The following is a 14033-nucleotide window of genomic DNA, read 5'->3' as shown; positions in this document are numbered from 1 at the left end:
CGATGTTCCTCTCGAGAGGCGTTGTGGGAGTGCCGAACCGTTCATGCCGGCTCCGGCTACCGCGGCGCCATCCGGATCGCCCCGTCGAGGCGGATGGTCTCGCCGTTGAGGTAGGAGTTCTCCAGGATCGAGGCCGCGAGCCGGCCGAACTCCTCCGGACGCCCCAGCCGTGCGGGGTTGGGGATGCTCGCGGCCAGCGCATCGCGCACGTCGTCGCGCAGACGCGCGAGCAGCGGCGTGTCCATCGTGCCCGGCGCGATGGTGTTGACACGGATGAGCTTGCTGGCCAGGTCCCGCGCGGCGACCAGCGTCATCCCGACGATGCCCGCCTTCGACGCCGCGTAGTTGATCTGGCCTATCTGTCCCTCGAACGCCGCGACCGACGCGGTCATGACGATGGCGCCGCGTTCGCCGTCGACCGGTTCCTGCCGCGCGATGCGTTCCGCGCCGAGCGCGAGCGCATGGAACGACCCGACGAGGTTGAGCTTGATGACGAATTCGAAGTCCTCGACCGAACCCGCCTTGCCCTCCTTGTCGAGGATGCGCATGCGCCGGCCGGCTCCGGCACAGTGCACGAGTCCGCGCAGACCTCCGCGGTCGTCGGCGACATCGAGTGCGGCGGCGAACTGTTCGGCATCGGTGATGTCGGCGGCGGCGAACGAGGCAGCGGTGCCGAGTCCGTCGGCCACGGCCTGCCCGTCCGAGTTCGGCAGATCGATCAGGGTGACCAGGCCGCCGGCGTCGACGACACGTTGGGCCGTTGCGAGACCGAGACCGGATGCGCCACCGGTGATCGCGACGGAGAGTCCCTTGAGTTCCATTGTATTGCAGTACCTTTCGATGAAATATTTTGCCGCTCCCTGAGGTGCGATCTTGCGAGCCCCCGTTGCTCCCTGAGGTGCGAGCGAAGCGAGCCCCCGTTGCTCCCTGAGGTGCGAGCGAAGCGAGCCCCCGTTGCTCCCTGAGGTGCGAGCGAAGCGAGCCTCGAAGGGCCTCGCAAGGTGCCTCACCAGGCCCTTCGAGGCTCGTCGCTTGCGCTCCTCGCACCTCAGGGAGCAAATGGGGTCGCTTCTTTCGGATTCGGGAGCAGAAGGCCCAGGGGTTCTGCGCTTCTTCCGTATCAGAGCAGTTCGAGGATGGTGGTGTTGGCCATGCCGCCGGCTTCGCACATCGACTGCAGCCCGTACCGGATGCCGTTGTCGCGCATGTGGTGGACGAGCCGCGTCATGAGGATCGCGCCGGATCCGCCGAGGGGATGGCCGACGGCGATCGCACCGCCGAGTGGGTTGAGACGCTCGATGTCGGCGCCGGTCTCGGCCTGCCAGGCCAGGGGCACCGGGGCGAATGCCTCGTTGATCTCGAAGGCCCCGATGTCGTCGATCGACAGCCCGGAGCGCTTGAGTGCCTTCGCCGTGGCCGGGATCGGTCCGGTCAGCATGATCACCGGGTCGTCGGCGGCGACGACCGCGGTGTGGATTCGGGCGATCGGCGTGAGACCGTGCGACTTCGCCGTCTCGGCGGACATGATCAGCAGGGCAGCCGATCCGTCGGAGATCTGCGAGGAGTTGCCGGCGTGGATGACACCGTCCTCGCTGAAGGCCGGCTTGAGCTTGGCGAGCGACTCGAGGGTGCCACCGCGCCGGATTCCCTCATCGCCCTCGAGCACTCCTGGGATCGGGGCCAGCTGGGCGTCGAAGGCGCCGCGGTCGGCTGCCTGTGCGGCGAGTTCGTGCGATCGCAAGGAGTATTCGTCGAGACGCGTGCGATCCAATCCCCATTTCGCGGCGACCATCTCCGCGCCGGTCCCCTGGCTGAACTTGTCGACGCCGTAGCGGTCGAGGACCGTGGGCGGCTGATGCTCGCCGTTCGGTGCAGCGCTGCCCATCGGCACCCGACTCATCGACTCGACACCGCCGGCGATCACGACGTCCTGCTGACCCGATGCAACCGCCGCGGCCGCCATACTGACCGCCTGCTGGCTCGATCCGCAGGCCCGGGTCACGGTGGTCCCGGGGACACTCTCGGGCCAGCCGGCGGCGAGTACGGCCGTCCGCGCGACATTGCCCGCCTGTTCGGCGGCCTGGCTGACACAACCCCACACCACATCGTCGACGACGGCCGGATCGAGGCCGGTCCGCTCGACGAGCGCCTCGAGTACGTGGGCCGACAAATCGGCGGGATGGATACCGGACAGGGCGCCGCGGCGGCGGCCGATGGGCGCGCGGACCGCGTCGACGATCACTGCATCACGCATGGGGACTCCTCGAGGTCAGGGCAAGGGATGTGGTTGTGTCCGACGTGCACGACGCCGGCGGACGCCGATCGCCCGTTGTGACGAGCCGACCACCGGGGCGCTTGGCAGACAAGTCGATTCACACTCACAGTCGATGAGGCCCTGCCTATGGGACGCGTAGGTCACGGTGTGGCGCCTTCGACGGCCGGCGCGTGCGGACGCAACCGGGCACGGTCCCGCTCGGGATCGGCGAACACCAGGGCGAGTAGCGCGCACACCGCGGCGACGATCCCGAGCACCTGGAACGCGGTGGCGTAGCCCTCGGCGGGTGTGGCGGCCGCGTCGACGATGACACCCGTGGCGTACGGCGCGACGAGACCGCCGATCGCCATGATCGCCAGGAAGACACCCAGCGTGCCCGCGGTCTGCCGGGGCGGGCAGATCTCGGCGACCGCCGCGTTGAACAGCGGGAACACCGTGGCCGCGAAGCCATAGCCGATCGACAGGATCGCTACCGCGATGATCGGGGTGCCGACCGAGGGCAGCAGGAACAGCAGGACGCCCGAGACGAGGACCCCGACCGACGGCACGACGATGCGCAGCATCCGCGACGTCGCCCCCTTCGAGATCATCCGGTCACTCGTGATCGAACTCAGCACCATCAGGACCAGGCCGACGATCGAGGGGAACGCGAACATCGACCCGGACTGCAGCCGGCTGTAGCCCAGTCCTTCTTCGAAGTACGACGGCAGCCAGGTCAGCACGACGCTGACCAGCGCGTAGACACTCATGACCACGAGGGCTCCGGTGACGAAGGTGCGCGAGCGGAAGATCGAGATCCACGGCGTCGCCGGTTCGGCGTCGGCGCTCGCGGCGGGCGTCTTCTTGGACGCCTTGCCGCTCGCGATGTACGGGCCGTTGCGCCAGGTCGACAGCCAGACGACGCACCAGACGAGGCCGCCGGCGGCGAGGGAGATCAGCGCCCAACGCCACCCGAAGCTCACGGTGATCACGGCGAGCAGCGGAGCGATCGCGATCTTCGAGATCGACGCCGCCCCGGCGAGGAGTGCGCCGGGCAGCGCGCGTCGGGCCGGGGGGTGCCAGGAGTAGGCAGCGGTGTGCAGGAGCGCCGAACTCGGACCTTCGGCGAGACCGAGGAACAGCCGGCTGAGGATGAGGACCGCGAACGACGCCACCATGACCATCGGTAGCATCGCCGCGGCCCAGCACAGCGCCAGCAGGACCAGCGACCAGCGCAGGGTCATCCAGCGGTTGAGCAGTCCCGCGAAGAAGCCGCCGATCGTGAACGTCAGGAAGAACAGGCTGCCGACGAGACCGATCTGGGACGAGCTCAGGCCCAGCTCTTCGCGGAGCGGTTGCGCGATGATGCCCAGCACCGCCTTGTCGGCGTAGTTGATCACGTAGAGGCTCACCAGCAGAGCCGTGAGACCCCAGGCGCCGGCGCGGGATTCGCCGCGCGGGCCGAGGCCCCGCGGGGTGCGGCCCGCTTCGAAGTCGGTGGTCTGCGTGGCCTCTCCGGATGAGGCGCGCGCCGCGAACCCAGGCCTCTTCCCGGGTCCTGATCCGGAGGTGGTCGTGACCGGCATGGTGATACCTCTTCCGACGGGTGGTCTGGGTGACGACGTGATCGCCGAGTGGGGTGGATCACATCTGTCCTGATTCAAACCGCGCGTGAACACCACTGACAACGTTCGCTCGGCAAACGATCCGACTGCGCCTGCCTATGTGTCCAGGCCCGCCCCGGCGCGAGCTGGGGTCATTGGCAGGCCCTATCGGAGACTTAGCGTTGGTGCGTTCGGCACGCCTCGTTTCATTGGCACGCGCTATCGCTCCCTTAGTTCACGGCGACTACCTCGCCGAGGTCGAGGCGTGCATGCTGTGAGACGGACCGTGTGGAGTCGCACGCCACTTCGCCGCCGATGGTGCGTTCGCACCCCGACCGACTTCGGAGACAAGCCACCACCATGACCCGCCTCGCGCAGACCCTGGGCCTCACCGAGATCCAGACGGAGATCCTGGCCAACGTCCGCTCGTTCGTCGACAAACAGATCATCCCCGCCGCGCAGGAGCTCGAGCACGCCGACGAGTATCCACAGGCCATCGTCGACGGCATGGCCGAGATGGGCCTGTTCGGCCTGATGATCCCCGAGGAGTACGGCGGGCTGGGCGAGTCACTGCTCACCTACGCCCTGTGCGTCGAAGAACTCGCTCGCGGGTGGATGAGCGTGTCCGGGGTGATCAACACCCATTTCATCGTGGCGTACATGATCCGCCAGCACGGGACCGACGACCAGAAGCGACGGTTCCTGCCACGCATGGCGACCGGTGAGGTCCGCGGCGCGTTCTCGATGTCCGAACCGGAACTCGGGTCGGACGTGGCGGCGATCAAGACCACCGCGAAGCGGGACGGAGCCGACGCATACGTCATCAGCGGGCAGAAGATGTGGCTGACGAACGGCGGGTCGTCGACTCTCGTTGCCGCCCTGGTCCGTACCGACGAGGGCAGCGAACGGCCGCACAAGAACCTCACGGCGTTCCTGGTGGAGAAACCCGCCGGATTCGGCGAGGTGCTGCCCGGCCTGACGATCCCGCGCAAGCTGGACAAGATGGGCTACAAGGGCATCGACACCACCGAGCTGATCTTCGACGGTTATCGCGCGCCGGCCACGGACATCCTCGGCGGCGAACCCGGCCGCGGTTTCGCGCACATGATGGACGGCGTCGAGGTCGGGCGGGTCAACGTGTCGGCGCGCGCCTGCGGAATCGCCCAGCGCGCATTCGAACTCGGCGTGAAGTACGCACAGCAGCGATCCACGTTCGGCAAACCCATCGCCGAACATCAGGCCATCGCGTTCTCGCTGGCCGAGATGGCGACCAAGGTCGAGGCGGCGCACCTGATGATGGTCAACGCGGCGCGATTGAAAGACTCCGGCGAGCGCAACGACGTCGCCGCCGGGATGGCCAAGTACCTGTGCAGCGAGTACTGCGCCGAGGTCACGCAGGCCAGCTTCCGAATCCACGGTGGCTACGGCTATTCGAAGGAATTCGAGATCGAGCGGCTGATGCGCGACGCGCCCTTCCTGCTGATCGGCGAGGGCACCAGCGAAATCCAGAAACAGATCATCTCCAAGGGACTGCTGCGCGAGTATCGGGAGCGATGACCGCCGCAGGGATGAACGTCGTCAGAACCACCCGCCCACAACAGTTTCGAGGGATCACATGCAGCGCCGCATCTTCACCGAGGACCACGAATCCTTCCGCAAGACGATCAGGGACTTCATCGCCAAAGAGGTTGCGCCCGTCTACCACGACTGGGAGAAGCAGGGGCATCCGCCGCGCGAGTTCTACAACCGGCTGGGCGAACTCGGCGTCCTGGGTATCGAAGCGCCCGAGGAGTTCGGCGGCGGAGGTGTCTCGGACTTCACCTACTCGATGGTGATCGCCGAGGAGACCTCGGCCGCGGGTGTCACCTTCGGCAGCTACTCGGTGCACTCCAACCTGATCCTCCCCTACCTCGTCGAGTACGCCACCGACGAGCAGAAGCAGCGCTGGCTGCCCGGATTCTGTTCCGGCGAACTCATGTTCGCCATTGCGATGACCGAACCCGGAACCGGCTCGGACCTCGCCAACATCTCGACCACGGCCAAGCTGTCCGAGGACGGGTCGCACTACGTACTCGACGGCGCGAAGACGTTCATCACGGGTGGAGCGCTGGCCGATCGCATCCTGGTGGTCGCCCGAACCGCGGCGTTCGACGAGTCGAATCGTCGTGCGGGGCTGTCGATCCTGGTCGTCGACACCGCATCCGAGGGTTTCGCGGTGGGTCGCAAGATCGAGAAGATCGGACTCAAGGCCTCCGACACCGCCGAGCTCTCGTTCAGCTCGGTCCGGGTTCCCGTCGAGGATCGGCTCGGCGAGGAGGGCGCGGGCTTCTCCTACCTGGCGCACAACCTCGCGCAGGAACGGCTGACCATCGCCATCGGGGCGTCGGCCACCGCGGCCGCCGCCGTCCAGCACGCGATCGCCTACACCAAGGAGCGCGACGTCTTCGGCAAACCCGTTGCCGCGTTCCAAAACACCAAGTTCGTACTCGCCGAGTGCTCCGCCGAGGTGGAGGCCATCCGGCAATTCGTCGACCGGGCACTCGAACTCCACAACGAGGGCGAGCTCACCGTCCCGGACGCGGCCCGCGCGAAGCTGTTCGCCACCGAGACGGCGGGCAAGGTCATCGACAAGTGCCTGCAGTTGCACGGCGGGTACGGCTACGTCCTGGAGTACCCGATCGCCCGGCTGTACGCCGACACCCGTGTCACCCGCATCTACGGCGGCACCAGCGAGGTCATGAAGACGATCATCGCCAAGGATCTCGGCCTGTAGGTGTAGGACCCGCGTCCGCAGAGTGCGGGATTCGTGCCGGTTTCCAGTACGAATCCCGCACTCTGTGAGGACTATCAGGCGATCGCTCGGCGACCGAACGAGCACCAGAACCCAGGAGCGCGAGCATCTTCGCCATCTCGTGTGCACCTCGGCAGCGTCGTCGACGCTGATACGTCTGCACCAGAGCATCGACGGTGACCCTCTTGTCCTGCAAGGCGCGGTCGAGCACGTCGATCTTTCCTTCGATGGCACCCTCGAGGACGGACAGCGGCACGGTCGTCACCGTGAGGCCCTTCTCGACCACGATGTCGGACTCGTCGAGGTTTCTTCGCACGACGAGCGTCCCCTTCACCGGCGAACCGTGCCAACTCCGCGAAGCGGTGACGGTTGTCGTCGCCGGCCGTGTGGTCACGAGACCGTGCTCGCCGGCTTCGGCCGCGGTGACAACGCCGTCGCGCGCCAGAGCGAATGCCCGCAAGGCAGGTGCAGTGGCCATGCACAGGTAGACGCACGCCGAACCGTGCAGGTTCCACGTCCGCGGCAGAGTGCGGTATCTGTGCCGACTTCCGAGACCGATCCCGCACTCTGCGGCCGGACCCGGGGTCGTTGCCTTAAGATTTCCTGAGCAATCGGCGGGTAGCGGAAGTGGTGTGCGTGGTGGGGTTTGTCCGGGGCGGATTCCAGGTGTTGGCGACGGTGTTGGTCACCGCGTTCGTGGTGTCGATGATGGCGGCGGTGGCCGCGCCCGCGCAGGCCGCCCCCGTGCGCTACACCGGCGGCACCTACGTGGCGCTCGGAGATTCGCGTGCGTCCGGGAGTTTCTACACCCCGACCCCCGCGTACTTCGCGGGATGTAAGCGGTCGGCGTTCAACTACCCGACCCTCGTCGCCGGGGCGACCCTGCCGCGGCGTTTCATCGACGCCTCGTGTGCGGGCGCGCAGGCGACACACCTGTACCGGTCCCCGCAGCACACCAGCGGCGGTACCAAACCGATTCAGCTGCACCTGGTCCCCCGTGATGCGCAAGTGATCACCGTGAGTATCGGCGGCAACGACATGCGGTGGAACGCGATCCTGAACCAGTGCCGGACCCCCGCGTTCACCGACCGCCGCTGTCGCCACAACCGCGCTCTCGAAAACGAGGTCCGGTGGCGGATCGACCTGATGGAGAACCGGGTGACACCGGCGCTGCGTGCGATCCGGCAGAAGGCGCCGAAGGCCCAGATCATCGTCGTCGGGCTCGGTGGTTTCATCGGCTTCAGCGGATGCTGGCCGCTCGTACCCCTGAGCGACCCCGACGCCCGATGGATGCGCGAGGTCTTCAATCGTGCCAACGGCGCGCTCTGGCGGGCGTCGACCAAGGTCGGCGGCACCTTCATCGACGCGAACCGGCGATCGGCGGGCCACGATGCGTGCAACCTGATCAACCCCTGGTACGAGAGCTCGCTGTCGAATCGCATCGCGCTGCCCTTCCACGTCAACCAGGCGGGCGCCGTCGCGTTCGCGGCCATGGTCAACGGGGCCATCCGCCGTTAGCCCGGCACCGGCCACCCACTAGCGTCTGACGGGTGGCTCATCTACTCGGCGCGGAAACCCTAGGCCTGGAATACCCGACCACCAAGGTCTTCGAGTCGGTGTCCCTCGGGGTCAACGAGGGCGACCGCATCGGGATCGTCGGCCGCAACGGCGACGGCAAGTCGAGCCTGATGGCGATGCTCGCCGGACGGATGCAGCCGGATTCCGGTCGCGTCACCGTGCGTGGCGGAGTGCGGATCGGTGTCCTGGACCAGGTCGACGTCTTCGACGAGGACGAGACCGTCGGGCATGCAGTCGTCGGCGACCGCCCCGAACACGAATGGGCGGGCGACGCCAAGGTCCGCGACGTCATCGGCGGACTGCTCGGGGACGTCGAATGGGCGGCGCCCACCAGTTCGCTGTCGGGCGGTCAGCGCCGTCGGGTGTCGCTGGCCCGGCTGCTCGCCGGCGAGCACGACGTCCTCGCGCTGGACGAGCCGACCAACCACCTCGACGTCGAGGCCATCACCTGGCTCGCCGAGCACCTCAAGCGGCGCTGGCCGGTCAACGCCGGCGGACTGATGGTCGTCACCCACGATCGGTGGTTCCTCGACGAGGTCTGCACCGTCACCTGGGAGGTGCACGACCGGATCGTCGAACCGTTTGAAGGCGGTTATGCCGCCTACATCCTGCAGCGCGTCGAACGCGACCGGCAGGCCGCGGCCGTCGAGGCGCGTCGGCAGAACCTCGCCCGCAAGGAACTCGCCTGGCTGCGTCGCGGGGCCCCCGCGCGGACCTCCAAGCCGAAGTTCCGCATCGACGCCGCCAACGCGCTGATCGCCGACGTCCCGCCGGTGCGCGACACGGTCGCCCTGCAGTCCCTGGCCACCGCGCGTCTGGGCAAAGACGTCGTGGACCTCCTCGACGTGTCGGTGTCCTATGGCGACCGCGACGTCCTCGACGGCGTCGAGTGGCGACTCGCCCCGGGTGAGCGAACCGGCATCCTCGGCGTCAACGGCGCCGGCAAGTCGACGCTCCTCGGCCTCATCGCCGGCACCGTGGAGCCGACCGGCGGACGGGTCAAGCGTGGCAAGACCGTCAAGGTCGCGACGCTGACCCAACGCCTCGACGATCTCGACCGGTACCTCGACGACCCGGTCCGGAAGGTGATCGCCGAACTACAGACCACCTACACCTTCGGCTCGGGGTCGAAGGCGCAGGAGCTCTCGCCGTCGCAACTCCTCGAACGACTGGGCTTCGACACCGCCCAGCTCTCCACCCCCGTCAAAGACCTGTCCGGCGGGCAGAAGCGTCGGCTGCAGCTGCTCCTCATCCTGCTCGCCGCCCCCAACGTGCTGATTCTCGACGAGCCGACCAACGACCTCGACACCGACATGCTCGCCGCGCTCGAGGATCTCCTCGACTCCTGGCCGGGCACGCTCATCGTCGTCTCGCACGACCGGTACTTCCTCGAACGCGTCACCGATCAGCAGTTCGCCGTCCTCGACGGCAAGCTGCGTCACCTCCCGAACGGGGTCGACGAGTTCCTGAAACTGCGTGCAGCACAGTCGAAGAGCAACTCGGCGGTGGCCTCGGCGACCGCGTCGACCCCTGCCGGCGGGAACTCGAGCCCGTCTCTCAGTGGCGCCGAGCTCCGCGCGGCCAACAAGGAGCTGGCCTCGCTGGAACGTCGGATCGACAAGCTGCACAGCAAGATCGACTCCGCCCGAGCCGCGCTGGCCGACCACGATCACTCCGATTACCAGGGGCTCGCCGCGGAGACGGAGAGCATCCGCGCGATGGAGACCGAGCTGGCCGAGGTCGAGGAACGCTGGATGGAACTCGGCGAAGCGCTCGAGTGATCGCTACCGGCCGAACGACTCCCGGATCGCGGTCATCACGTCGGGCAGCGACTCGTCGACGACACTGCTGTGGTCGGCGCGTGCGTAGGTCTTGAGGTCGACATCGGTACCGGCCTCGCGCATCGCCGACCGCAGGGAGCGACTGAGCGGATAGGGCAGCACCGGATCGAGAAGCCCATGTGCGAGAGTGACCTTCGCCGGATACCCGGAGGTGGGGACCTCGGCATACTCGCGCAAGGCGTTGCGGAACTCCGGCTCGGCGGTGAACGAGGACGCGACGAGCGAGCCCGGGGACACCGACCGCAGCGCGTCGACGAGATCGCCGTTGCACCGGGCTCGCGCGCGGTCGAGGAAACGCTTGCCGTCGGAGGTCAGGAAGTCGGCGACACCGAGCTCCGGGTGGGCGTGGTCGAGTCCGGCGAGGGTGAACAGGAACGGCGCACTGAGGACGTTGAGCGCGCCGAGACCGGGGACGCGGGGGCCGAACAATCCGAACAGGTTCTCCAGCGACGAGACCGGGGCGATCGCGACGATGCCGGCCACCGGCAGCTCGGGTGCGTGGTCCGCGGCGAGGCGGCCCGCCTGCAGCGCGGCGTGCCCGCCTTGCGAATGGCCGGTCGACACCCATCGCGACCCGAGTGAGGGATCGACCGATCGCGCCGCGCGGATCATGTCGAGCACCGAATACGCCGCCGCCCGGCCGCCGAGGTACTCCGTCTCCCCCGCCGATCCGAGCCCGGCGTAATCGGTTGCGGTCACGGCATAACCGGCTGCGAGTGCCGCCCGCACGGGCGCTTCGACGCCATCGCCGAGCCGGTGCAGGGTCGGCGCGCACTCATCGGCCAGGCCCACCGTCCCGTGTGCCCAGGAGACGATCGGCCAGCCACCGGCCGGCGGCGTCCCCTTCGGCACCCAGTACACGCCGCTCGACATCGCCGGGCGGCCGTTCTGATCGCGCGTCGCGTAGGTGAGCCGGGTGCCCGATGCGGCCGCCGAGGGGAGTTCGTCGGCAACGACGTCGGTGGTGGTGAACACGAACCCGTCGGCGGGGGCGGCGGCGGTGGCAGGGCCGGTCACGACGAGGGACCCGAGCCAGAGCAGCAGAACGATGAGGGTTGGCGTCGCGGTCCGCGGTGGTCGGCAGAGCATCGACCGACTGTACCGGCTATGGAAACCTGCAGAAGCGGGTCAGCCCCCGGTCGGTCCTTGCGCGCGGTGATGTCCCGATGATTTCGGAGATGCCGGCGGACGCGGTGGGTGAACCGGAGTGCGAATTTCGGTCCACCCCGCCCCGAATTCCGCCCGCAATCGGCCGCGCAGGGCGGCGACCGACAGGAAACCCGACCGTCCGGCGACCGCGTCGAGCGGTAGGTCCGGCTCGGCGGCGAGCAACTCCATAGCGTGCGCAAGTCGACGTCGCTTGAGCAAGATCGCTGGCGAGGTATCCGCGTCGGCGAAGTGCCGATAGAGATGGCGGCGGCTCATGTGCAGCGCCGACGCGATCGAATCCGCCGAATAGCGCGGATCTGCGAAGTGTTGTTCGATCAGCTCGGCAGCGGCCTCGCGCACCATGACGCTGTCGCGCTGGGGATGACGCTCGTGGTAGCTGTGCATACCGATCGCCTCCCGGATCATCCGGATCGCCGCGAGCTCCATCTCCGTGGTGACCTCTCGTCCCAGCATCGCAGCGTCACTGGCGAACCGACGCACGAACTGCGCCGTCGACCTCGATACGAGTGAGTCAGCGGCAACCGGGAGGCGCGGCGCCGATCCGGACTCGCTGCTGAGACCGAGCAACCGCTTGGGGATGAGCAACATCGCGCTGTCTGCGACACAGTCGACGACGTTCACGAACGGACTGTCCAACGCCAGGACGACCAACTGCCCCTCGCCGTATGCCATCTCCGTGCCGTACTGGGTGATACGGAGATCGGACTCGAGAACATGAGCGGCGACGATCACCAGGTCGATCGGCATCTCTCGGATCGCCGCCCTGGTCAGCTCCGTCGTTCTTGGTGTGTGTAACTCGCAGTGCGCCATCATCATCGACATCTTGCGGTGATAGATGATCGACTCGTAGCCCTCTGGAAACTCAGCGTTGACCGAACTGAATGCCGACGAATAGGCCGCGAGACCTGCCCGTCCGCGGAGGCGAATGGGGTCGGGCAACTCGTCCGGATGCCGCACCCCCCACCGGTCGTACCAAGCATCTACGACGGCGGGTTCAAGGCCCCTGCGGGAGTAGCCTCGGCCGTTCATCCGCGCACCTTCACCCATCCGCTCCTGCGGTCTGACAACTGTTGCGACGGAAGAGGTCCGGGGTCACGCCGAACTCAGCGCGAAATCTGTTGCGCAGGATGGCCGCCGACGTGAACCCCGAGGCCGCGGCAACTCTGTCGATGGTGATGTCGCCCTGCGTCTCCAACAGGGTCCGGGCCCTCTCGAGCCGACGCCGGGCGATCAGTGCTGCCGGTGACTCACCGACCCCGGTGAACATCCGGTACAGATGGCGTCGGCTGACATGCATGCTGCGGACGATCGAGTCGACGGTGAACTCAGGGTCGCGGTAGTTCTGTTCGATAAGTGCCACCGCGGCCTCCTGGGTGCTCGTGACGTTGTTGCCGATCTGTGCGGTCTCCGTCCGCACACTGCGCAGGGCGCTACGGACGACGTCGATCGCGGCGAGCTCTGCCTCCGCGTCGGTTTCCGCCCCGCGTACCGCGACCTCGTGGGCGAAGTTCCGCACGAACGCAGCGGCGGAGCGGGCGAGCGGGGTCTCGATGATGGGGGGTACATCCTCTCCGGCATCCTCGGCCAGCAGCGCGGAGGGTATCCACACCCCGACTGGATCACTGATGTCGAAGGACGTGTGCGTGAATCTGCGCGACGTATTGAGTACGGCGAGAAAGTCCTCTCCTCGATACGACGTCGAACGGCGACCCTGGGTGATGAGCCCCGTGGTAGGCATGGACTGGGTGCCGACGATGACATAGGACTCGCGTCCGGTCGTATCGGGCGGGCCCTTGCCGACCATCGTGCAGGGCGTACGCAGCGCGGCGAAGGCGCAGATCAGCGAGAGGGGACGCCAGAAAACGATCTCGGCGAAGCTCTCGACTCCCTCCGGTCCGGAGACCGTAAGTGCTGCCGGCAGGTACTGCGCGGCACCTTCCCTACCTGCCCGGTAGACATGGCGGGTCGCGCTCTGGCCCACCGGGCTGAATGCTCCGATCTCCCCGTACCACTGCTCGACGACATCGTCCGCGAATACCGAAGCCGTGTCGGGTGACTGCCCAGAAGGTGTCATCCCCTGTCCCGCTTCCAGACCGGCGCGACGATGAGCGACGCGAACATGAAGCACAGCGCGCCGACGAACGTACCGGTGTTGGCGAGGGTGTTGTCCAGGCTGTTGCCGTCGGCGAGGACGTAGGCACCCACCGCGGACACCGCGAACGCGACGCAGCCGACCCAGTTGATCTGGGTCGACCACCATTCGACGCTCCGCGGATTCCACCATCGGTCGGTGCGGGTGTAGGCAATGCTCGCGGCGACACCGCTGATGAGGAACGCCACCGAACCTGCCGCGTCGGGAGACCAGACGAAATGCTTGTCGGCCGCGGCGGTATGGGCGGTGAGCGCGGAGGCTGTACTCACGTTGAACATGATAGTGCCGGCCGATTGGGTCGATGCGGCAAGCCATTCCGCACGCACCATCGTGCCCGAACCGTAACCGACGGAGACGATGGCGGGTCCGCTGCGGAGCAGCTGGACCAGTCCGGCCGCGGTGAAGAACCAGGCACCGACGAAGTAGCACAGGTTGGAGTTCGACGCCCCCGCCCAGGCGCCGAAGCCGGGGGCCGATCCGAGTGCGAACAGTGCGGAGCCGATGACGAAACCCCAGCACTGCTTGTTGAGGGTCGGTTCGAGCAGGAGATGGCGCCAGTGCCGTGGCTCGACAGCGATGCTCATGTGTTGTGCGTCCTCAGGAGTCGGACACCACACGTACCGGTGCCGGGGCGTCGACGGCG

The 14033-nt window shown here is 67.5% G+C and carries 12 protein-coding genes; 4 read left to right on the top strand and 8 right to left on the bottom strand.

Annotated features, from left to right (window positions below; genetic code table 11):
* Positions 1-56 precede the first annotated feature (56 nt).
* The 3 genes from BCM27_RS07965 to BCM27_RS07955 form a co-directional block, all read right to left on the bottom strand.
* Positions 57-821, bottom strand: a complete 765-nt coding sequence (locus BCM27_RS07965) for an SDR family NAD(P)-dependent oxidoreductase (protein ID WP_033203663.1) — start codon at positions 819-821, stop codon at positions 57-59.
* 299 nt (positions 822-1120) lie between these two features.
* Positions 1121-2254, bottom strand: a complete 1134-nt coding sequence (locus BCM27_RS07960) for a thiolase family protein (RefSeq protein WP_004021906.1) — start codon at positions 2252-2254, stop codon at positions 1121-1123.
* Between the two features lie 161 nt (positions 2255-2415).
* Positions 2416-3840: an MFS transporter gene (locus tag BCM27_RS07955; protein ID WP_004021905.1), complete on the bottom strand. Its 1425-nt coding sequence runs from the start codon at positions 3838-3840 to the stop codon at positions 2416-2418.
* Between the two features lie 378 nt (positions 3841-4218).
* Here BCM27_RS07955 and BCM27_RS07950 point away from each other — a divergent pair, with 378 nt between their 5' ends.
* Both BCM27_RS07950 and BCM27_RS07945 read left to right on the top strand, forming a co-directional pair.
* Positions 4219-5415, top strand: coding sequence for an acyl-CoA dehydrogenase family protein (locus tag BCM27_RS07950; protein WP_004021904.1), 1197 nt, complete (start codon positions 4219-4221; stop codon positions 5413-5415).
* 58 nt (positions 5416-5473) lie between these two features.
* Entirely contained in the window at positions 5474-6631 is a 1158-nt protein-coding gene (locus BCM27_RS07945; protein ID WP_004021903.1) for an acyl-CoA dehydrogenase family protein, read from the top strand.
* Here the strand turns inward: BCM27_RS07945 and BCM27_RS07940 are convergent.
* Positions 6606-7127, bottom strand: coding sequence for a hypothetical protein (locus tag BCM27_RS07940; RefSeq protein WP_004021902.1), 522 nt, complete (start codon positions 7125-7127; stop codon positions 6606-6608). The genes BCM27_RS07945 and BCM27_RS07940 overlap by 26 nt on opposite strands.
* A 227-nt stretch (positions 7128-7354) precedes the next feature.
* On the opposite strand from BCM27_RS07940, the gene BCM27_RS07935 reads away from it, so the two are divergent.
* Positions 7355-8167: an SGNH/GDSL hydrolase family protein gene (locus BCM27_RS07935; RefSeq protein ID WP_373278291.1), complete on the top strand. Its 813-nt coding sequence runs from the start codon at positions 7355-7357 to the stop codon at positions 8165-8167.
* A gap of 32 nt (positions 8168-8199) precedes the next feature.
* A complete protein-coding gene (locus BCM27_RS07930) occupies positions 8200-10008 on the top strand; it encodes an ABC-F family ATP-binding cassette domain-containing protein (protein ID WP_004021900.1) in 1809 nt (602 codons plus the stop codon).
* Between the two features lie 3 nt (positions 10009-10011).
* Here BCM27_RS07930 and BCM27_RS07925 read toward each other — a convergent pair whose 3' ends face one another.
* The 4 genes from BCM27_RS07925 to BCM27_RS07910 are packed head-to-tail and all read right to left on the bottom strand — an operon-like array spanning position 10012 to position 13974.
* Positions 10012-11157, bottom strand: coding sequence for an alpha/beta hydrolase (locus BCM27_RS07925; protein WP_004021899.1), 1146 nt, complete (start codon positions 11155-11157; stop codon positions 10012-10014).
* A 39-nt stretch (positions 11158-11196) separates the two neighbouring features.
* Entirely contained in the window at positions 11197-12267 is a 1071-nt protein-coding gene (locus BCM27_RS07920) for a helix-turn-helix domain-containing protein (RefSeq protein WP_157781279.1), read from the bottom strand.
* A 10-nt stretch (positions 12268-12277) separates the two neighbouring features.
* Positions 12278-13312, bottom strand: a complete 1035-nt coding sequence (locus BCM27_RS07915) for a helix-turn-helix domain-containing protein (RefSeq protein WP_052369246.1) — start codon at positions 13310-13312, stop codon at positions 12278-12280.
* Positions 13309-13974, bottom strand: coding sequence for a hypothetical protein (locus BCM27_RS07910; RefSeq protein ID WP_004019656.1), 666 nt, complete (start codon positions 13972-13974; stop codon positions 13309-13311). The genes BCM27_RS07915 and BCM27_RS07910 overlap by 4 nt, the downstream gene beginning before the upstream one ends.
* Between the last annotated feature and the right edge of the window lie 59 nt (positions 13975-14033).

Source organism: Gordonia terrae, from assembly GCF_001698225.1.
Taxonomy (GTDB): Bacteria; Actinomycetota; Actinomycetes; order Mycobacteriales; family Mycobacteriaceae; genus Gordonia; species Gordonia terrae.
This window is presented reverse-complemented; position numbering and strand designations above follow the sequence as displayed.